Here is an 18,979-nt window from a genome sequence, read left to right on the forward strand (position 1 = left end):
AAGTGTTTTGTCTATTCTACTTGGGCTCCGGGCAGAGGGTTCTATGGAACCCTTGATTTTTGTTTTAATAAAACACTTTATTTTCAAACTTAAACCAGATACGATGTAAAGAAGTATTATGATTTAGTTTTATATGAAACCAATTGACTTAAAGGAATATCTCCAGAAATTAAAATTAGGTTTTCAAGTATTATCTGATTTACCTACAGAAGAACAAATTAAATATCTAAACAGTATCTATTTGGCACATGTCAAGGCTTTTCCTTATTCCAATTTTGAATTACGTCGGGCTGGCAATCAACACCCTGTCCAAAGACAATCCTTGTCTTTTTTTAATTATAAAAAGCTGCTTTCTTCAGAACATGGAGGGTATTGTTACCAAAGTGCGGGTCTGTTGTTTGATGCATTAATGCAATTGGGATTTAAGACGGAATATTGTGCGGCGCATGTTCTTATTGGCGAACCTGTGAATTCTCCTAAGGTACTTGCGTTACCTGCTACTCATCTTGTTTTAGTAGTAACTTTGGGAGACAAAAAATTTCTTCTGGATCCGGGATTAGGCGCTTCTGCTCCAAGGCTTCGAATATGGATTACAGAAAAAGACGAGCCTATTTTACAAGGCAAGGAAGAATTTAAATTTTATAAGCATGATGGTGTGCATGTTCTGGAGAGAAAAACCAGTCAAGGGTGGTTTCGCTTGATGCAGACTGATTTGCTCCCCATAGATCTCAAAACGGTAGAAATGAACTTACTCAAATTGGAACGTTATCCGGATACCATTTCTATTCGAGACAATAAAACGGTTGTTGGATCTATTACTGAGCATGGACGTAAATCGTTGGTTTGGGATGCCCAATCGAATCAATTGAAATTTTCAAAACATGAAGTTGATGAAGTCATTCAAAAAACTTTAACCAGTTTTGAGGAGGGGGTGCGAATACTGGTTAAGGAGTTTGATATCGATCATATTTCAGCACAAGAGTTGAAAATTTACTGTACTGAAACAAATCTTCCCCAGCCGATAAAGCGCTGGACTGTGGACTTCCCCCTTGATCAAACGGAGTTAAAAAAAATGGAAGAAAATTTAATTTTTAAACTATAGACAAGCGGTTTGTATTTGCTTTTCCAGGCTAGTTCAGCTCATCATAGCTTATGTTTTTATTAAAATACCCGCTTGTATTTATGCTGCCAGCCCTTCTAACAATAAAATCAACAAAAATCCAATGAAAAAACATAAAGTAATGTAAGGGGTTTCACGAACCTCATGGGCTTCAAGCAATAACTCCTCAGTGACCAGATAAAGTAATGCCGCAACACCAAATGATAAAATTCCATTGGTAATCGATAGTGGTAAATGAATTAATAAACTGGCGCCCAGAGCAGCTCCCACAGGGATCAATATGGCCAAAATGACACTGGTTAACAGACGAATTGGCACGTTCACTTGTCTTGCCCCTAAAGTGGCGGTCGTCGATAATCCCAAAAAGAAAATTTCAATGGCAAGAGCAATAGCGATAAGAATTCCTCCTCGTTCGCCAGCCAAAAAAGCAACCCCAATTAAGATACCATCTATCAATAAATCAATTCCAACTGCGGTTAATAATCCCCAGGATAGACCTGTTTTTTCTTGTTCAAGATCTTCGAGCCTGTTAGTCAACCATTTTAGAAATAACATGCCCAGAATGCCTACTGAAAAACCAATAATAAGAGCAAGAGGATCATGGTATGCTCCGATTTTGGGTAGCAGTTCTTTTGCTACAGCAGCAAAAACAACACCTGCGGCAAAATGTTGGGTGGCACTGGTTATAGCACTACCGGGACGGTAAATGCTCGCGATCCCCCCACCGATTAACATCAACACGGCAGGTAATAAAGAATAGAGGGTAATAAGCGAAATGGATGGAGTCATAAGAGTTATTCTTTAGGGTAATATTAACAGAATGATCAACTAATTAGATTAGTTCAAGAATAACAGACCCTATCCCATTGAGTTAATTATTTATGATTGTACCGTAGATCGCGGTAGAATGTTCTGTCATATAGGCCCATAGGCGATCTCCATAAGAAAAATGCCACCATTCTCTGGGGTAATTAACAACAAAACCATGCTTAGTCAGTATTTTCAGCATCAGAATACGATTTTGCATAGCTTCTTCAGAAATGAGTTTTGAATCGGTTTCGCATAAATCAGGGTCGACGATCAACCAATCCTTTGCGGCCATTCCAAGATTAACCAGATTACCATAACTATCAATGAGCTCAAGATCGATTGCAGCCCCAGTGCTATGTGGCGGTACATTGGCTGTCCCATCCAAATGGACTACTGGAGAAACCAGGCGGCACGTTGCATCAAATAAATCCTCGTAGGAATCGTACTGTTTGCTTTGACGCAGGTTATCACATTGTTGGTTAAACAGAATTTCCTGAACAGACAGACTGCGTAATCCTTCATATAATCTAAAACGCCAGCCGTTGGGCAGGTCATTTTGTGCCAAACATAATTTTTGATATACAGTTTTACGTATTTTGGTGTAGTCATTTGCGGTTAAGGGTGTTTCTGGAGGTGGTCCATAAACAATAATATTTTGGTTTTTAAGATCAATGAGTTCTTCGACACATTCTTTGATAGGGATAGATAGTATTTTTTTATCTGCGATATGTGTTATGGGTTTCATTTAAAAATTATGGCTCAAAATCCAGTATCTGTTGACAATTGCTCTATAACCGCTACGTACTGCGGCTTTTCCGCAGTATCCGGAGAGCTTATGGGTACCACGGACAGCCGTGGCACCTAGTAGGATTATATTATAAAATGAATTGTCAACAGACTCTAATGTCAATTAAATTGTAACGAATTTTTTTCAGATGAGCCTTTCATGATGTCATAAATACTGTCACGTAGCTCTACTGGGACATTTTTTGAAAACACAGGTCTGACCGTGTCATTCTCTCTGTCCATAGCCAGTTGGATCTGCTGTATTGAGCCATAAACAGTTTTATGGTAGAGATGGTTTTCATATTTTTCAAATTCCCCCAAGCCTCTGCCATTTCCTACATAAGTAAACCCGGCTCTTTTTAGTAATGTTTCAATTTCAGTGATCATTCTAATACTCATCAAATAAATAGAGGCGTGATTATATTGATAAAATACAACAAGATCAATCCAAGATCATATTACAATTTATTGTTACACCTTGTTTTAGTGTTTTTCATTGAGATTGTCAGGGACAGGGTATGCTATGAAATTGATAATTTTCCATTGATTTTGTGAATCTTTAAGAAAGACATCTAATCCTTCATCTTGCGTCTCGGAAATGAGTTTTCCTTGCTCAAATATTTGCAAGTACCAGGTAATTCTTGCAACAGCAAGATGGCCTGAGCGATAGACCCGTTTTAATTTAAAATGATATTGGTAATTTTTCCTTGTTTGCTGAAATATTTTCTTAAAGCCATGACAAATAGACGTGTAATTCTTTTGCGGGGCACCCTGATAATCGGCAGCCAATGATTTTGCAAATAAAGCACAGGTTGGTGCCAGTTTTTTTTGATTAAATGCCAAAGTCCAGTCAGTAAATATTTTTTCAAATAAAACAAAATCATTATTTTTATTGGCTGCATAAAGATTGAAAGAGCCTGAAGAGCAGGTTATCAAGAGAAACAATAAAGAATGAATGAAGCGATTCATATTGATTCGTGAAACTCAAAGAAAAGATTAACTTAACAAATCCCTCCAAACAATGACAGCAAAATCTTAATGTTGTTTTTATTTGATTATTTATAATTTAAACACAAAATTCATTGTAAGGTCATCATGAAATATTTAAGATCAGTATGTCTTCTGTTAAGCTTTACTTTGCATTATTTAGACTTTACAGCTATTGGAGGAGGTTCAGTATGGGGTTATCAGCTCAGCAAAAAACGGCCATAAAATCTTACTTCGAATCCAACTATAATCTGTTTTTTGGAATTCCTACTGAACGTAAGGAAGGTGATTTAACACCTAATGAACATGTCATGGTATTGCAATACCTGCAATTTTATTTATTAAAACTGCCTATCGAGTGTTTGGATAAAGAGTTGGTGAATAAACAAATTAATGGTGATGATACGGTAGGTGTTTTATTAGAAGATTTTCTGAGCAATACCCTTTCTCCAATGAATCCAGATGCCTATTTTCATAGCCAAAAAAACTTTATCCAGATGGGTAATGCGGAAGATCCTGCCAAACCTGAGGATATTATCCAGTATTTAATAGAAGCCATAGAACATATGTCACAGCAAATGGATCATGGTTATTTAAAAAAAGAAAGTGATCCCAGGATAGAAAAGAGCAATAGTTCTTATGCATCGAAAGTACTAAAGTGGGGGTTATTTGGAGGCGCTGCTTTAGCTATTACTTATGTTGCCAGCAAATTGTCTGATAAAAACCATGCCAATAGTTTGTGAAATCAAAAATATTCAGTTTTGAGGTACTGGGATATCAATTTCCTGTGGATTACTCGAAGTAAGTCTTATAACCAAACAAGACTGCGCCATTTTATAAGAGTGGAGTCAAAAACTAGGAGCCTTTGGCACCATTTCCCTGAATACTCCTTAAAAGGTCGAAGTCAAAGATATTATGAATTCGATTTCGGTTAGACATAAGAAATAGTATTCTGTAAAAACCGTTTTATTGATAAGGAAGTCAGAAATGATAAGATATTTTTTTATAGTTTTATTCTTTTTCGTTGGTTTTATGAATCAGGTATCAGCTCTTCCCTGGTTTGAGCATGAGAATGATTTCAGAAACAATACCAAACTGAGATATAGGGCTCATGATGAAATCAAAAAAAGTCAAATAGATTTTTCTGGGATATGGAGTGGGCAATGTGGTAGTAATCCGGCTGTGGACCTGACTATCAAGCATACTCGAGATCACATTTCTATTTCATATGGATTCATGGAAGAAAAATATATTATGGGTGAAGTCCGAGCAGAGTCGTCCTCTCGCTTATCTTTATCGGAAAGCGGCAATGCCACAGTGAGATGGAATCAAGATAACACAGCATTAATTTTTATTAATTATCATTTGTTTATCAATGAAACCGGTAGTTTGAATGTGTTTTTTAGTAAGGTTTCCATGGTATTGGAGCAAGAGCAACTGGTGGTCAGAGGGCAGCATTTTCAAACAGGAAATACGTTAGATGATATTAAACAAGAAACCATCTCATGTATTTATGACCGTAAATAATGACATGGGGTAAATCCCTGTATGATTAGCGTTTTGCTTGTCATAGGGGATTTACAATGTAGTGAAACAGCATCAATTGCTCAAAAATTGTCGATCGAATTTTTTTGTATTTTGATTTCTATTGTTTCAAGTAATAATTTAACATCCAGTGTATATTATATTTATCAATCAGCATACCGAAGTGCGCACCCCAAAAGGTATCGGCAAGTGGTTGTACTACTGTCCCATCCTGACTGAGTTTTTTAAACAAGGTTTCAATTTCTGATTTCGTGCTGCAATCAATGTTGAGATGCACATTGTTGCCTTGTATTGCCTCACCACCTGGCCAATCAGATGCCATCAGAATGAAACTGTCTTTTCTTAAACAGGCATGCATGATTTCATTTTTATCGGCCTTTTTATCACAAGTCCCTTCAGGTGAATCACCATAGGTCATTAGTTCTAATTCTCCTCCAAAACAATCCTGATAAAATGTCATTGCTTCCCGACAGGTAGCGTTGAAAAGAAGGTAAGGTATTAGCGGTTTCATCTGTTCTCCTTGATAGATTAATTATTGCAGGACTTATTCAGCCCCCAATTTCTTAGTTAAAAGTCATTTTTTACCCCGGTCTTGGCGTTTTTTGTAAGTCTTATATTAATCTGCTGCAGCTTTGAGCTTTGCGATATCCAGTTTTTTCATTTGCAGAAGCACTCTCATTACTTTTTCTGATCTTTGATGGTCACTCAATAATTCAGCCAAGATACTGGGGACTATCTGCCAGGATAATCCAAATTTGTCTTTGAGCCAGCCACAAGGGCCTTCTTCTCCACCTGCTGAGAGCTTTTTCCAGAAGTAATCCAACTCTTCTTGAGTATCGCAATTGACCATCAGTGAGATGGATTCGTTAAATTGAAATTCAGGTCCGCCGTTAAGCGCTACGTATTGTTGCCCATTCAAATTAAAGAGGATTGTCATCACACTGCCTGCTGGCTTTTTATGAAATTCAAATCCTTCTTTGCCATAATAAGAAATTTTTTCAATACTCCCATTTTTGAAAATCGAGATATAACATTTCACTGCTTCTTCAGCTTTATCATCGAACCAGAGACATGGAGTGATTTTTTGCATGGTTTTTTTATCCTTATTTGTAGCTATTGAAAAATTTATCAGAATTAATAGCGGTTATGTGGTTCATCCAAATTTAATTTTGGACCCTTGGGAACAATTCCGGTAGGATTAATGCTTAAATGGCTACGATAATAATGTTGTTTGATATGATTAAAATTTACGGTTTCCTTTATACCAGGAAATTGATAAAGCTCTCGCAAATAATTGGATAAATGTGGATAGTCGATAATCCTTTGCAAGTTGCATTTGAAGTGACCATGATATACCGCATCGAATCGAATTAAGGTTGTAAACAAACGCCAGTCGGCTTCTGTTAGTTGCTCTCCTGTCAAATATCGTTGTGTTGCCAATAGGTTTTCTATTTGATTTAATGTCTTAAATAAAGCGTCAAATGCTTCTTCATAAGCTTTTTGAGATTTAGCGAAACCGCATTTGTAAACCCCATTGTTAATATTTTCATAGACAAGCCGATTAATCTCATCAATTTTTTGGCGCCATTGTTTTGGATAATAGTCATAATCTGTGGTACTAAAGGCATTAAATTCGCTATTCAACATGCGCATGATTTCTGATGATTCATTATTGACTATGGTTTTCTTTTCTTTGTCCCATAAAACGGGAACTGTTACTCTACCGGTATAATCTTTTCTGGCAACCAAATACAATTCCTTGAGATAATGGATATGATTGATTTCATCTTTTGTTTCATTACCTGATTCGCCATAACTCCAGCCATTTTTCCCCATCACTGGATCTGAAAAGGAAACAGAAATAATTTTTTCCAATCCTTTCAGTTTTCTCATGATTAATGTTCGGCATGCCCAGGGACAAGCATAGGATAGGTATAAATGATATCGATCAGGTTCTGCTTTAAACCCACTTTCTCCATTCGCAGTAATGTGCTGACGGAAACCGGATTCAGCACGGAGAAAATGACCTTCTTTGTCCGTGTTTATATTATTTTCATCATGCCAAATGCCATTAATTAATATTCCCATTATGAATTCCTTATGTATTAATGGATTATCCATATTTTTTCTTGCATGCAATGAGATACTGGCATAGCAAGAATACGTCTTGTTTAATAACTGCTTTTTAATGCATAATCATTGATAAATGGATTAATTCTTTTTGTATCAATAAATTTAAGGAAAAATTTATGTTCAAAGTAGCTGTGATTGTCGGAAGCCTTCGTAAAGAGTCTTTTAATCGTAAATTAGCGTTTGCCCTGGAGAAGCTTCAGCATCCTACATTTCAGCTATCTCATATTAAAATAGATGATATTCCTCTTTATAACCAGGATCTTGATAACAATTTACCTGAATCAGTCATGCGGTTAAAAAAAGAAATTACGGAAGCAGATGCTGTTTTATTCGTGACCCCGGAATATAACCGATCGATACCCGGTGTATTGAAGAATATTATAGATTGGGGTACCAGACCCTATGGGAAAAATGTATGGGCAGGAAAACTAATGGCGGCTATTGGAACGAGTCCAGGAGCTATTGGAACTGCTGTTGCTCAATCGCATTTGCGAAGCATAATGGTTGCAATTGATGGAATATATTTTGGGCAACCGGAAGTTTATCTTATTTATAAAGATGGACTGATTGATAGCAATTATTCCATTACCATAGAGCCTACTCGTAATTTTCTGCAAGGATTTCTGGATCGTTTTGCCAAGGAAATTGCAAAACATAAATCCTCATAAAAATGCCAGGATATTTTCCTAAAACAATGTTCTTGACAGACAACTACTGTATTGACATACCGTGTTCCATATTATCTATTTTGGCTAGCGCTCCATCTTTACCCACTTCGTACTTTTCTTTATTTTTAAGATAATCCATAACTTCAGCATTTGTACCGTGAACAAATACCCCTTTACCATCTGAATAAACACGATGATCTATACTCGCATTATACATGTCAAACGCACGACCTTTTTCAGATTGAGATTTAAAAAAATCAACAGCTTCTTCCTTGCTATTAAAACTCAGCGCAAATCCACTCTCATGGGGTATAGGCTCCTTACCAAATTCATCTTTGTAATCTTTTAAAAGCTCAATCAGATCTGGTTTGGCTCCCTCAGAAAAAACATAATTGAGTTCGACCTCTTCTTTCAAAGATTCTGGATGAGCAATTATCTCATCTCTTAATTGATTAAAAAGTCGATTATATTCTTCCTCTTCCTGCAGTTGCCGTTCTTTTTGATGATGCAATTCTTTAAATCGTTTGATATTCGATTGCTTTGTTTTGTCTTCTTCAGTTTCCATGGCATCTCTAACACAATTCATTTTAAATCTATTTAAATTATATATTATTTAATTTTAGTGTGGTTTTAATAGAATATATTTTACACAAATTTGTCGTTTTATACCTAGTCTAATGGAAGTATGGCTAATGTATTGATTTAAAAGGTTACTTTGTAATAGTCAGTGTAAATCTGTTATTATTAAGCGCTTTTTGTGTTTTTTATAATAAGTATTTTAACAGGAATACCATGAATTGAATTCTATTGGTTGGACAGAAAGACAAAGCCTTTATCGATTATTTCCCCTCATTATCAGCATCTCTTTTGCTATGGATGTTTTTGTGCCTGCAATTCCAGAAATGAGTCGTTTTTTCAAGACCGACAGTACAACAATGCAGGCTACTCTTTACTTGTTTATGCTTACTGTAGCCTTGGGACAGTTATTGGTTGGCCCTTTGGCCGATCGTTTTGGCCGCCGAAAGATGGCCTTGAGTATGGCACTTCTTTTTCTTGCGGGATCGTTGATCTCCGCGTTGGCGCCTTCAGTACCGACATTGATTTTTGCCCGTATAATTCAGGCAGCTGGAGCCTGTGGAACCTATTTGCTGTGCTTTATTATAGTTCGAGATAATTTCTCAACGAATACCTGTGCCCGCTTGTTTAGTATCTTGTCTGGGACCAATTCAATGGTGGCCAGTTCTGCTCCAGTCATTGGGGGATTATTGCTGGATCTGACGCAGGATTGGCATAGTGGATTCTACTTTTTAACCTTGCTTGGGGTGTTAATGAGTGGCATAGCCTTCCGTTACATCCCCGATTATCATTATCCCAAACCAGAGCTACCCCAGATGAGGGTACATCAAGTGATGAGGCAGATAATAGATAACTCTGATTTTCGCCAATACACATTGATTGCAGCAGCCAGTTTACTGGGATTGTATTTGTTTTGTGCTCTATCGCCAGGTATCTTGATCACACAACTGCACTTGAGTGCGACTGAATATGGTTTCTGGTTTGGTTTGAATGCAATGACAGTGTTTATCGCCAATATGATGGCTGCACGTCTTACTTATTCTCACTCCTTGGAAAGGATAGTTCGTTGGGGCCTGGTGTTAATGATTCTGTCATGCTTTTTTATGATTGCTCTTAATCTTCATCAATCCAGTATTTTAAGTTTTATGCTTCCTATGCTTTGCTTGACTGTAGGCATTGGTATGAGTATGGGTACAGCAACAGCGCTTGCCTTAAAGGATTTTGAACAGCAAGCTGGTATCGCTACCGCTCTGTTAGGTGCTTGCCAGTTTGGTCTTGCAGGTCTAATTGGTATTCTGACAGCGCAATGGATGCCCGAACCATTGAGTTTAGCTATTCCCGTACTTTGTTTCACTGCATTGGGATTGGCTAGAATCACCAAATTCAGTTTTAGAATATTAAGCGATTTTTAATTGATTCAAAATGCTATTCTACAATTCGGGTAGCTTTAGCCTATTTATTTAAATTGAAATTAAGGTGAAAACCGAGCAGAATTGGCAGCAAAATTTAATCGTAATCACCCGTGATTTCACGGAGATACAATAAATATTGTATGTAATAAAGTAGGTAAACCAAAAATAATATTTTTGGTGCTTTCAATGAACATTATTCAGGAATTATCAATGAAAATAAAATGGTTGTGTAGTAATGTTTTTATTGTCTCTTCGTTGGTTAGTTTGCCTAATTACGCCCAACAAGACGTTTTAACTTTTAAAAACACTCGTGGTTCAATTTTAGAACTGAAAACTCTATCAGATAATAAAGTCGAAGGTTATTTTACCACGGCTGTTGCTTCTAAATCTTGTCCCCAGGCAATTGGCCAAAAAAGACCAATTACGGGCTATGCTGTAGGTAACACTGTGACATTTAGTGTTGTTTATCCCGGGTGTGGTTCTGTATTAAGTTTTAGTGGTAATTTCACTAAAAAAGGAAACATCATTGATACCATTTCCATCTTGACCCATCAGGCTCAGGATATTACTCATGAAGGACCGGGAGCTCGTTTCATAGGACATGATCGTTTTAAAAAAATAGCCGCATCTAATGCATAGAATGCATTTTCTATACAAGCTTACAATAAGCCTCATGTTAAGACATGAGGCTTTAATGATTCTGTAAATATTCTATTAGACAATGAATAAACTTATTAATCTTAAATCTACTCTATAGTCATTTCATGCAAATTATTCCCGTATAGTAAGACAGCAAAACTGGCAAGCCATACGTAAAATCCGATTAATAATTTTTCTACAAGAATGAATGGCGAAAGCAAGGCAAGAATAAAAGCTGTAATGCCAAAGCGATAACTGTTTTTGGATCCATAGGTCAGTAATGAAAATAGATACAAAAGGTTTGCCAGCCAAGCAGGTTGCCATGCTAGAAAACCCATCCACCCTGTGATTAAAATTTCAAATCCATAATGTGTTTGATGTATTCCTCGTTCAAAATCAGGAATTATTGCCGCGGGTAAGCACAAGGCAATAACATAAAGGATTATCGATAAAAAGATACATACTGTTTTCACTGAATTTCGGGTCATTGATTACTCGCTTTATTTGATAGTCAATAACATTAATTATTCAGCTAGCTCAAGAATTTCATTGAGCAATTTAATGCGGTCTTGAATTAAGAGCACTTGCCAGCTTTCTGCGCTGATCCTGGGGCATTTCGTGTGAGCAAGTTGAATCCAGGCATCTCTATATTTAATCCAGGCTATCTCGGTTTTTTTAATACCTTCTTTGGTAATAGTAGTGTATTGAAAGGAGGTAGTATCTGCCATCAACTTTTTATAGATACTATTCAATTGCCTATCCAGTTCCTCATATTGCTTTGTTGTCACAAGAGGAGCCTCACATCGATCTACCTTTTGTAACAGCTCAAACAGGCTTTGATTCAGACCTAATTGCGCATTGATGGCAAATGCGCTTCTGGCAGTTCCTGATAAATCAATTTCATTCATCGAATGATCACGGATATACACTTCGGCAGTTTTTCTAACCTGCTGATATAATAATTGTTCTTGAGCAGTCCACTGACTGACTAAGGCATTAATTTTTTTATTGCGTTTTACATCTTCCAGGCGCTGATCGATAGAAGAGCACCAACCCATCATATACCCACTGGTAATGTCATCGCAAATATCAAAAGAAGTTTTCTTATTACCCTCTTTTATCTGTGCAAGATGGGCAATACGACCATCCATTTCCGCCGGAGCGGCATCCTCCATCATGCAGGCAAAATGCATGGCAAGATCAGGATTAAATGCTACTCCTCTACCATTGGCATAAGCCATGACCAAGATATTATAATCTTTATTCATTAATGCGCATTGAAAGGCTTTGTCATAATCGGGGGCTGCATTAAAACCATAATAAAGATCAAGCGCATCACAGTTTTTTAGAGAGGCCTTGCTGGCCTCATCAAGCTGGTTTTGGCTTGGTACTGATAAATCGGCTACTGATTGGCATAATTTCTTTGTTTGAGGAGAATAATTCTCTAAATTAAGACGATTTTGCTCTCCAGTGTCATCCGCATGAAGTACGTTGATATTGAGTAAATTTAATAAACCAAATAACAGGCTGAAGATAATCGAATTGAATCTGATGTTGTTAGTTATCATAATTTTTTCTTTCTAATTATTTGTTATTAATACGGCATTCCATTTTTATGCATAAAATGCCACTGCCCATCATTACCAAAGACTGCTGCCAGATCATCGGCAGGATAGTTTACTTCATCGCCTTGGGTTCGATCTCCTATTTCAAGATAAACCACTTCATCAGCTGTCCGATTGACCAGTTGATGTGCTGCGCCATTTGGAGTAAATCCTGCACACATTCCGGGATGTAATTGAATGTGCGCAGTTTCAGTTATCAATGTTGGTTGCCCTTTCAGGATAAAAATGAATTCTTCCTGTAGTTTATGTTTATGCAGCAAAGCGGATTGTGCGCCAGGAGCTAATCTTGTTAAGTTGACGCCAAAATTTTTTATTCCAAAAAAATCCCCTAACGGATGTTTTTGACGACCAGTCATCATGGATGCGAATGGCTCGGGATAAATAGAGGGTTTGGTACGGAGTGGGACTTCTTCTGCTGCTATAGCAAGCAATGGGTGGCTATCTTTGTTCATCATGATCGTCGATTGGAGTTTTGTTATTGCAATATTGAATCAATATTAGCATAAAGTAAGTGATCTTGAATCTCTTCTTACTAGGGTTCCACATTGTCAAGTTGTTACTGAGTTTTAGAGAAGCCAAAATCTGACTTATCTTGGGCAACAGAAAATACCGAGAGCACGATAGGTATACCATAAACTCTAGGGGAGTGGTGTAATACGCATGCCTTTTAACGGAGGGAGTGTTTTTACAGATGTTTGCTTCGTTGGGTTATAAATGGATAATCCGTTCCCTTGAAGTGGTGGAGTTGGTGTAGATAATTTTTTTGCAATAGGTTCTGGAATCGGTGTAGAAGGTTTTTTTACTATAGATGGTAGAGTAGGAACAGATGATTTTTTTGTAGTCAGTTCCTGGATTGGAGCAGGAGTTTTATTTGCTACCAGTGCCGGTGAGGATTTATGGATTGGGAAAAATCCAACCTGGCCAGCCGCCAAAGCTGTTTGCTTTTTTAGAACCGGTGCGCTCATTACTCCAGAACGTTGATCAGAAAATCCCAGAGTTTTTAATGCCTGAGGCAAATCAACATTAGTCAAAGAAAGTCTGGCAGCAAACCAGGCTTCAATGGATGTTTTTGTGAAAATCTTTGTGGCAAATAATTCACATAACCTTGCATTTCGAGTCAGGCTATCTGTTCCGATGTTATCAAAATAAAAATTAATCATTTTGGATTCAATCAATTTTTTTGCTTGTTCCTGACTGCATCCCCGAATGTTTGCTTTATGATGAATCGCTCGATTCATGATTAAAGTAAAAAATTCCGGATCTTCGAAAACAATGCGTGCTGGTGAATGTTTCTTTTTTGCTTCAAGTGCGAGGTCAACAATCATGTTCTCAGTTTTATTTTCCAGAGGTTCGTTTTGAAAAATCGTTTTAATCAAATCCAGTCGAGGAACGTTCGATATCAGGTGTTTTGTAAACTTTTCTTTATCACCCTTTGTGCCTACCATTCCTTGAATCAGTTTTTTTTGTTCGTCAGATGTTAATGAATTGTATAGGGAGGGCAAGTAAGGCATTTGTTTGTGAAGATTAATACACGCTTGAATATTTTTAGCATCGGATAACAGGCTTAGCTTTTGCATTTGCAAGAGCAGGGTAAACAATTCCGGGTTTGCAAAAATATATTGCCCTTGCTCTACCGGATTTTTTAATAAAACACGTGTGATTTCATATCTCTGTTGATTGAGACTGAAGGTACAAAAACGGCAATCTCGTTTTTCAAGTTCTCCTAAACTGAATGTTTCCTGCTTTTGATTATCCCATGGATTGACTAAAATAAAATCATAACCACCATTTGTTTTAGGGACCACTTTATCTATTCTTAATGCATGACGCTCATGAATTTTTCCATTGGCATCTGGCTCACCATAGGCGAAGCTGATATAAATGGCTTCCCTTGGATTCATTAATTTGAGCTTGATGATTTCATCCATTTCTTCAGTATCTTCAGCATGAATACCTAGTAACTTACCGACAAAACGGGTGGAGGATTCCATGTGTCTTTGTCTTAAGCTATGAGCCGTTAGACTGCCAGATTCACCGGTATGATCCCAATCTCCGGTGTAATAATAGGGACTGATTCGTTCTAAAACTTTAATTGCAAGTGAATTGGTTTGTACCCCTTTTTTTGAATTATCAATTTCTTTCAGTTTTTGCTGGCCTATAAAAAAAACATCTTCATCTGTGTTTCGATCATAAACGTGGATATATTTGCCGCGCATTTTCTGAGAATCAAGTCGGGTACTCTGATTATTTCGTTTAATGCGGGCGGTTAGCCCAAGTGGAGTTTGCGTAAACTTTGATGCTAACAATTGACGCGCTTCGTCTCCAGAGTTAAAAATACAATCTAATGCGACTAGCAAGTAACAATCATCGACTGGGCCTTGTTTTATAGTAAGGGGAGTATTTTTTTCTGGAAACAAAGGCGTCATATGGATATACAATAATACAAAAAGTATTTAATATTGCCATTTTATCAAAGAAATATTATGTGAATATTAAGAAAACCGAGGCAAGAATGGTGTAAACTCGTCATTTTCTTATGTTCAGGACTTACAAAAACCCCCAAGGTACTGATGTTATCCAATACCCGGTTTTTCTTGAATGACTATTTCATCCTTGATTTCATCATCATCATTGATGAATTGAATTTTCAGGGCATGCTCGAGAACTGTTATCAGCATGAATCCATGGTGTTTAGAGTAGAAAAATTTGCTTCCTTCCACCCATTTTTTATAGGAATAAAGCTCTGCTCCTCCGGCTCCATTGACATAATAAACAATTCCGTTGCGTTCGATACGCTCGTAGTGATGATCATGACCTCCCATGACCACATCAATACCCATAGCGGCAAAATTCCATTGCATACGGGTATTGGAACCATGTTTGCCAGAACTCAACGGAGCATGATGAAAATAGACTATTTTAAAGGGAGCTTTTGATTGTTGTACCTGTTCAAACAACCATTGATATTGCTTGGAACCTTCCTTGCTTCCATCCGGTTCATGAGAATCACTATCCAAGGCAAAAAAATGGATTGGGCCGCGAACAAAATCATAATAACTTTGATTTCCAGGAAGGGTAAAATAGCTGAAATAGGGTAATGTTCCCTGATATAAACAAGTCTTTCGAGCAAGCCAATCATGATTACCCAGAGTAGGGAAAAAGCGATTGATATCAGAACCTTTCCCGTATTTTCCCTGATAATTGCCTATGTATTCGTGATAATATTTACCAATATTCTTATCAATGGTTTTCCAGCAACCGTGGGTGTAATTATTATCTCCAAGAGTAAGGATAAACTGGGGATTTTTAGACTTGAGGACACTGGCTACTTTGGCTTCCGCTAAAGAATTGGCACCATAGTCTCCAATGACAGCAAAGACCAAGTTTTCCTGGGCCATCAGCGAGTTAGTCAGGATAACCAAAACAAGAAACAACAAGTTTTTCAAAGAAGATCCCTGTGCTTGATGGAGCAAAGCCGCTATGGTAAGAGATCTCTTTTTAATAAATCAATAGAATTGAAAGTACAAGATGATTAAGTCAATTTAATTTTTAAACCGGGCGAAATTTAATGAATATTATCTCATTGATAAGATGAGGTAAGCGATGTTATGGCGTTACAAAGCCCTTTTAAACTATTGTAATGTGATGCAGTAATTAAGGGTATATTGAGCGATTCTGCGTTTGCTTTGGTCAAGATAGTAGTCATTGAATCGCCAGGTCCGAGATCTATAATCAAATTGTACTGATACTCACCGATTAAAGAGCAAACTCTATGCCATTGAAGTGTTGTACATAGCTCTTGGCCAAGCAAAACTCTTTCTTGCCTGGCATCGTATATTTTATTTAATTCTAGCGGGCTGATGACAGGATATTTTAGAGAATAAAAACCATAATTTTCATCCAGAAATTGCTGGAATTGTTTGCTCTTATCAGAGTAAAAATCCGTATGAGAAGGCAGATAAACTCCTAAAAATTTCGCATGTCTTACAGGATATTGGGAAAGCGCTGTGATCAATTTTGTTAAATCTGAAATTTTTCCGCCGATCACCACGTGTTGTGTTGAATTGATAATAGCAATATAGCAGTTATGTTTTGCAATAACAGGTTGAATCTCTTCCAATATAAATTGTCCAACGATAGACAACAAATCGTATTCTTCAATGATATTTTTATCTACTATCGATGTCATAAGTTGGGTACGATACCTGAATAATTTAAAGGAATCTTGAGGACTTGCATTAATGCTCCCTAAAAAGGCGCTGATTTCGCCTAAACTGTAACCAGCCAGGTCAACTTGATGATTTGTGAAGAGCGGCAGCAGTCTTGAAAAAAGAGTCAACTGATAGGCGCCAATAATAGATTGAACAGAATGCGGATTGGTTATTTCAAGATCATTTTGTAAGAAGTCAATTTCAGCTGCAGAAGACATTATCTTTAGAAGATTCATTGCCTTTTTATCAGTTCGAAAAATATCAAACAAACTGTTAGCATGATAACCTTGTCCGGCAAAAATAAATAATAGTTTCATTTAGCTTCTCTTGAGAAAACATGCCTTAAAAAATAAATTAAGCCTAACATATCTGCTACACCCCCGGGACTTATGTTTTTTTGGGAAAATAATTGATGCAGTTCAATGGCTTTTTGTATGGATTGTTCCCGATTGTTTTGAGATATGCCTTGTTGAATATGATAGCGGGCAAATTGTAATCCTTCGGGGCCTGAACGATAAAGGATATTGATATCGTCAATGGTCAATAATAAACGTTGGTATGCCAATAAGCCAAAGAATGTCTGATCGTGAGTCATGCTCAACAATTCATTATAAGTATCGAATACTGGTTTATACCCTTCAATGGCAGTTTGTTTGGCATCATATACAGCATATCTTTTCGTTACTAATGTACCATGAGTATCTCTGTTTTGGTGTTCCTTTTCCAGGTATTGAGCCCATTGATCAATAATCGCATAATGCAGATCTGCGATAGAAAAAGTATGATATTTTGCACTTAATTTGCAAATCGCAGTACATAATATACCAAGGGCAAATATAGCTCCCCGATGGGTATTGACCCCACCAGTAATCTTTAGCATGGTTTTTTCGGCATTCAAGCCAAATGTTACCAGACTTTTAGGTGAATATCCCAAAGCGGTATGCAGACCAACCTGAAAAAAATAATGGCGCAAACCAAAAAGACTACGAAAAAATAAAGCTCCATTCATATCTTGATGTGCCCCACTATCAACAAAACTGACTAATCCGGGTTTTGGATACAAGGCTACTTCATCATACAGTGCTTGAACTGCTGTTTTTGCGAAATATCTGGCAATTTTGTGCGGATTAGGCAATGAGTGTCGGAAAGTTTGCATATAAGCTCTCTCTTTTCACTAAAATGACTTTTTTTGTTGTTTTAAACAAAATGGAATCACTGGATTGTATTTGTAACAATTCTGCCCAAGAACACTCGCCTAAAGCAGGAAAGCGTATTTCACCGTCTATACAATTAATGTTAAGCGTTTTTTGTAAATGTTTTTTCAATGCTGATAAGTTAAAGAGTGATTGATTGTCATAAGATATCAGCACATCCAGATCAGAGGAAGGTTGGACATATTGCTCCCGGGTTAGGAATTGCCAGCAGTAGGAGCCATAAACCTGGATTTTGCTGCTTGTATCAAGTTCTAAAGAGGGGAAGATCTCTTGAAGAGAAGGGAGTGCTCTTGTGCTAATTACCCAAGAGTCATCCACTACGTAGCTGGCGCGTAATTTTTGGGTTCGTACTGGGATAAAGTAGGGAATGGCCAGTTGGATTTGTCCACAGGAGACATCTTCAGGCTGCCTGGTTACTATAAGGGGGTATTCACATTTTAACCAATACTGGAGTAAATCAAGTTGTCCAGGAGCGGGTAAGATTGCAGTTGTCGTGTTTTTATCAAGATAACATAGTGTGTGTCTGAGATAGTTCATAGGTTTTCTATGGCTTTTATAATGTCATAGGCTTCTTTGCGGCCGCCATATTGTTTGCCTAATTCGGCACGATTATCATGGCTAATATTGGGCTCCTTGAGTGTCAATAGCAATTGCTGCGAGACTTCGTCCAAATCAAGTATCTGGTGTAAGCCTCCTAATTTTTTAAAATTTTCTACGCCTGGGGCAAATACCGGGGATGTTTCGCTGATTTTTCGTAACACATCGATATCTATCTTGGTCACTTTGGACATACCCTCTAACCACATCACTGCCAATTTGGCAGTTTTCAAAGCATATATTCTGTCTGCCATCATCCCGAATGCGATAAAACTGCCGCCAATGGCTTGATTGTATATGAGGGTAATGATTTTATTGCCATTTTGGCGTGCCAAATGCAAACACTTTAATAAATGAGCAAAGTATGCATACATTCCTAGCCATTCATCACGTACTGCTAATTTTTGTCCGGCTACATCAGTCAACAGGACAATAGGATCTGTGTTGTTATTTTTGATTATATCCAGAATACATCGGGCCATTTCTATGGATTCGTCAACTCCAAAACTGGTGTCTTCAATGGTGCCAACAATGTTGAAATTTTGGTTCTTTATTTTCCCGGATCCAAAAACAATTTGCTGTTTAATTGTTGTTTTCGATGTGTCAAAGCAATGATCGATTAATTGTTTTAAAGTAATTTTTTCATTAGACATTGT

Annotated in this window: 23 protein-coding genes; 6 read left to right on the forward strand and 17 right to left on the reverse strand. The window is 37.2% G+C overall.

All coding sequences use genetic code 11. From position 1 onward, the window contains the following. The first annotated feature begins 133 nt into the window (after window positions 1–133). A complete protein-coding gene (locus CC34_RS0106865; protein WP_028379301.1) occupies window positions 134–1,102 on the forward strand; it encodes an arylamine N-acetyltransferase in 969 nt (322 codons plus the stop codon). A gap of 78 nt (window positions 1,103–1,180) precedes the next feature. Here the strand turns inward: CC34_RS0106865 and CC34_RS0106870 are convergent, their stop codons facing one another. The 4 genes from CC34_RS0106870 to CC34_RS0106885 form a co-directional block, all read right to left on the reverse strand. Continuing rightward, the gene (locus CC34_RS0106870) at window positions 1,181–1,909 is read right to left on the reverse strand and encodes a ZIP family metal transporter (RefSeq protein ID WP_028378452.1); all 729 of its coding nucleotides are present in this window, start codon (window positions 1,907–1,909) and stop codon (window positions 1,181–1,183) included. An 82-nt stretch (window positions 1,910–1,991) separates the two neighbouring features. After that, on the reverse strand, window positions 1,992–2,675 hold the full coding sequence (locus CC34_RS0106875; protein ID WP_028379302.1) for a M15 family metallopeptidase: 684 nt from the start codon (window positions 2,673–2,675) through the stop codon (window positions 1,992–1,994). 161 nt (window positions 2,676–2,836) lie between these two features. Then, on the reverse strand, window positions 2,837–3,103 hold the full coding sequence (locus CC34_RS0106880) for a hypothetical protein (protein WP_028378454.1): 267 nt from the start codon (window positions 3,101–3,103) through the stop codon (window positions 2,837–2,839). 96 nt (window positions 3,104–3,199) lie between these two features. Next, a complete protein-coding gene (locus CC34_RS0106885; protein ID WP_028378455.1) occupies window positions 3,200–3,685 on the reverse strand; it encodes a Cif family virulence factor in 486 nt (161 codons plus the stop codon). Between the two features lie 146 nt (window positions 3,686–3,831). On the opposite strand from CC34_RS0106885, the gene CC34_RS0106890 reads away from it, so the two are divergent. Both CC34_RS0106890 and CC34_RS0106895 read left to right on the forward strand, forming a co-directional pair. Further along, window positions 3,832–4,446, forward strand: a complete 615-nt coding sequence (locus CC34_RS0106890) for a hypothetical protein (protein WP_080274140.1) — start codon at window positions 3,832–3,834, stop codon at window positions 4,444–4,446. A gap of 226 nt (window positions 4,447–4,672) precedes the next feature. Continuing rightward, window positions 4,673–5,230, forward strand: a complete 558-nt coding sequence (locus CC34_RS0106895; protein ID WP_080274141.1) for a hypothetical protein — start codon at window positions 4,673–4,675, stop codon at window positions 5,228–5,230. 118 nt (window positions 5,231–5,348) lie between these two features. On the opposite strand, the gene CC34_RS0106900 is transcribed toward CC34_RS0106895, so the two are convergent. The 3 genes from CC34_RS0106900 to CC34_RS0106910 form a co-directional block, all read right to left on the reverse strand. Beyond that, complete coding sequence (locus tag CC34_RS0106900; protein ID WP_028378458.1) at window positions 5,349–5,759, reverse strand: VOC family protein; 411 nt, start codon at window positions 5,757–5,759, stop codon at window positions 5,349–5,351. 105 nt (window positions 5,760–5,864) lie between these two features. Beyond that, on the reverse strand, window positions 5,865–6,338 hold the full coding sequence (locus CC34_RS0106905) for a VOC family protein (RefSeq protein ID WP_028378459.1): 474 nt from the start codon (window positions 6,336–6,338) through the stop codon (window positions 5,865–5,867). A gap of 44 nt (window positions 6,339–6,382) precedes the next feature. Next, window positions 6,383–7,336 carry a glutathione S-transferase family protein gene (locus CC34_RS0106910; protein ID WP_028378460.1) on the reverse strand — a complete coding sequence of 318 codons (954 nt, stop codon included), beginning with the start codon at window positions 7,334–7,336 and terminating at the stop codon, window positions 6,383–6,385. A gap of 161 nt (window positions 7,337–7,497) precedes the next feature. On the opposite strand from CC34_RS0106910, the gene CC34_RS0106915 reads away from it, so the two are divergent. Continuing rightward, window positions 7,498–8,049 carry an NADPH-dependent FMN reductase gene (locus tag CC34_RS0106915; protein ID WP_028378461.1) on the forward strand — a complete coding sequence of 184 codons (552 nt, stop codon included), beginning with the start codon at window positions 7,498–7,500 and terminating at the stop codon, window positions 8,047–8,049. A 43-nt stretch (window positions 8,050–8,092) separates the two neighbouring features. Here CC34_RS0106915 and CC34_RS0106920 read toward each other — a convergent pair whose 3' ends face one another. Beyond that, a complete protein-coding gene (locus CC34_RS0106920; RefSeq protein WP_028378462.1) occupies window positions 8,093–8,614 on the reverse strand; it encodes a hypothetical protein in 522 nt (173 codons plus the stop codon). A gap of 232 nt (window positions 8,615–8,846) precedes the next feature. On the opposite strand from CC34_RS0106920, the gene CC34_RS0106925 reads away from it, so the two are divergent. Both CC34_RS0106925 and CC34_RS1000000116990 read left to right on the forward strand, forming a co-directional pair. Next, window positions 8,847–10,037, forward strand: coding sequence for a multidrug effflux MFS transporter (locus CC34_RS0106925; protein ID WP_028378463.1), 1,191 nt, complete (start codon window positions 8,847–8,849; stop codon window positions 10,035–10,037). 210 nt (window positions 10,038–10,247) lie between these two features. Then, a complete protein-coding gene (locus CC34_RS1000000116990; protein WP_230305070.1) occupies window positions 10,248–10,676 on the forward strand; it encodes an avidin/streptavidin family protein in 429 nt (142 codons plus the stop codon). Between the two features lie 107 nt (window positions 10,677–10,783). On the opposite strand, the gene CC34_RS0106935 is transcribed toward CC34_RS1000000116990, so the two are convergent. The 9 genes from CC34_RS0106935 to mdcE all read right to left on the reverse strand — a co-directional run bounded on the left by CC34_RS0106935 (window position 10,784) and on the right by mdcE (window position 18,976). After that, complete coding sequence (locus CC34_RS0106935; protein WP_027265324.1) at window positions 10,784–11,164, reverse strand: hypothetical protein; 381 nt, start codon at window positions 11,162–11,164, stop codon at window positions 10,784–10,786. A gap of 36 nt (window positions 11,165–11,200) precedes the next feature. Then, window positions 11,201–12,244, reverse strand: coding sequence for a lysozyme inhibitor LprI family protein (locus CC34_RS0106940; RefSeq protein WP_028378464.1), 1,044 nt, complete (start codon window positions 12,242–12,244; stop codon window positions 11,201–11,203). A 26-nt stretch (window positions 12,245–12,270) separates the two neighbouring features. Further along, on the reverse strand, window positions 12,271–12,756 hold the full coding sequence (locus CC34_RS0106945; protein WP_028378465.1) for a cupin domain-containing protein: 486 nt from the start codon (window positions 12,754–12,756) through the stop codon (window positions 12,271–12,273). Window positions 12,757–12,939: 183 nt separating this feature from the next. Then, window positions 12,940–14,739, reverse strand: a complete 1,800-nt coding sequence (locus tag CC34_RS0106950) for a hypothetical protein (RefSeq protein WP_080274142.1) — start codon at window positions 14,737–14,739, stop codon at window positions 12,940–12,942. Window positions 14,740–14,874: 135 nt separating this feature from the next. Continuing rightward, window positions 14,875–15,747, reverse strand: coding sequence for a metallophosphoesterase family protein (locus CC34_RS0106955; RefSeq protein WP_028379303.1), 873 nt, complete (start codon window positions 15,745–15,747; stop codon window positions 14,875–14,877). Between the two features lie 134 nt (window positions 15,748–15,881). Continuing rightward, a complete protein-coding gene (gene mdcH, locus CC34_RS0106960) occupies window positions 15,882–16,829 on the reverse strand; it encodes a malonate decarboxylase subunit epsilon (RefSeq protein ID WP_028378468.1) in 948 nt (315 codons plus the stop codon). Continuing rightward, window positions 16,826–17,668, reverse strand: coding sequence for a triphosphoribosyl-dephospho-CoA synthase MdcB (gene mdcB, locus CC34_RS0106965; protein WP_028378469.1), 843 nt, complete (start codon window positions 17,666–17,668; stop codon window positions 16,826–16,828). Before mdcB ends, mdcH begins: the two co-directional genes overlap by 4 nt. After that, on the reverse strand, window positions 17,640–18,263 hold the full coding sequence (gene mdcG, locus CC34_RS0106970; protein ID WP_028378470.1) for a malonate decarboxylase holo-[acyl-carrier-protein] synthase: 624 nt from the start codon (window positions 18,261–18,263) through the stop codon (window positions 17,640–17,642). Before mdcG ends, mdcB begins: the two co-directional genes overlap by 29 nt. Further along, on the reverse strand, window positions 18,260–18,976 hold the full coding sequence (mdcE, locus tag CC34_RS0106975) for a biotin-independent malonate decarboxylase subunit gamma (protein ID WP_028378471.1): 717 nt from the start codon (window positions 18,974–18,976) through the stop codon (window positions 18,260–18,262). Before mdcE ends, mdcG begins: the two co-directional genes overlap by 4 nt. Window positions 18,977–18,979: the final 3 nt, after the last annotated feature.

The organism is Legionella pneumophila subsp. fraseri (genome assembly GCF_000586315.1).
Taxonomy (GTDB): Bacteria; Pseudomonadota; Gammaproteobacteria; order Legionellales; family Legionellaceae; genus Legionella; species Legionella pneumophila_B.

Bases quoted from the DNA above. Each gene is read 5' to 3' on its own strand.
- CC34_RS0106865 (WP_028379301.1), top strand. From the start codon at position 134: ATGAAACCAATTGACTTAAAGGAATATCTCCAGAAATTAAAATTAGGT.
- CC34_RS0106870 (WP_028378452.1), bottom strand. From the start codon at position 1,909: ATGACTCCATCCATTTCGCTTATTACCCTCTATTCTTTATTACCTGCC.
- CC34_RS0106875 (WP_028379302.1), bottom strand. From the start codon at position 2,675: ATGAAACCCATAACACATATCGCAGATAAAAAAATACTATCTATCCCT.
- CC34_RS0106880 (WP_028378454.1), bottom strand. From the start codon at position 3,103: ATGATCACTGAAATTGAAACATTACTAAAAAGAGCCGGGTTTACTTAT.
- CC34_RS0106885 (WP_028378455.1), bottom strand. From the start codon at position 3,685: ATGAATCGCTTCATTCATTCTTTATTGTTTCTCTTGATAACCTGCTCT.
- CC34_RS0106890 (WP_080274140.1), top strand. From the start codon at position 3,832: ATGTCTTCTGTTAAGCTTTACTTTGCATTATTTAGACTTTACAGCTAT.
- CC34_RS0106900 (WP_028378458.1), bottom strand. From the start codon at position 5,759: ATGAAACCGCTAATACCTTACCTTCTTTTCAACGCTACCTGTCGGGAA.
- CC34_RS0106905 (WP_028378459.1), bottom strand. From the start codon at position 6,338: ATGCAAAAAATCACTCCATGTCTCTGGTTCGATGATAAAGCTGAAGAA.
- CC34_RS0106910 (WP_028378460.1), bottom strand. From the start codon at position 7,336: ATGGGAATATTAATTAATGGCATTTGGCATGATGAAAATAATATAAAC.
- CC34_RS0106915 (WP_028378461.1), top strand. From the start codon at position 7,498: ATGTTCAAAGTAGCTGTGATTGTCGGAAGCCTTCGTAAAGAGTCTTTT.
- CC34_RS0106920 (WP_028378462.1), bottom strand. From the start codon at position 8,614: ATGGAAACTGAAGAAGACAAAACAAAGCAATCGAATATCAAACGATTT.
- CC34_RS1000000116990 (WP_230305070.1), top strand. From the start codon at position 10,248: ATGAAAATAAAATGGTTGTGTAGTAATGTTTTTATTGTCTCTTCGTTG.
- CC34_RS0106935 (WP_027265324.1), bottom strand. From the start codon at position 11,164: ATGACCCGAAATTCAGTGAAAACAGTATGTATCTTTTTATCGATAATC.
- CC34_RS0106940 (WP_028378464.1), bottom strand. From the start codon at position 12,244: ATGATAACTAACAACATCAGATTCAATTCGATTATCTTCAGCCTGTTA.
- CC34_RS0106945 (WP_028378465.1), bottom strand. From the start codon at position 12,756: ATGATGAACAAAGATAGCCACCCATTGCTTGCTATAGCAGCAGAAGAA.
- mdcH (WP_028378468.1), bottom strand. From the start codon at position 16,829: ATGAAACTATTATTTATTTTTGCCGGACAAGGTTATCATGCTAACAGT.
- mdcB (WP_028378469.1), bottom strand. From the start codon at position 17,668: ATGCAAACTTTCCGACACTCATTGCCTAATCCGCACAAAATTGCCAGA.
- mdcG (WP_028378470.1), bottom strand. From the start codon at position 18,263: ATGAACTATCTCAGACACACACTATGTTATCTTGATAAAAACACGACA.
- mdcE (WP_028378471.1), bottom strand. From the start codon at position 18,976: ATGTCTAATGAAAAAATTACTTTAAAACAATTAATCGATCATTGCTTT.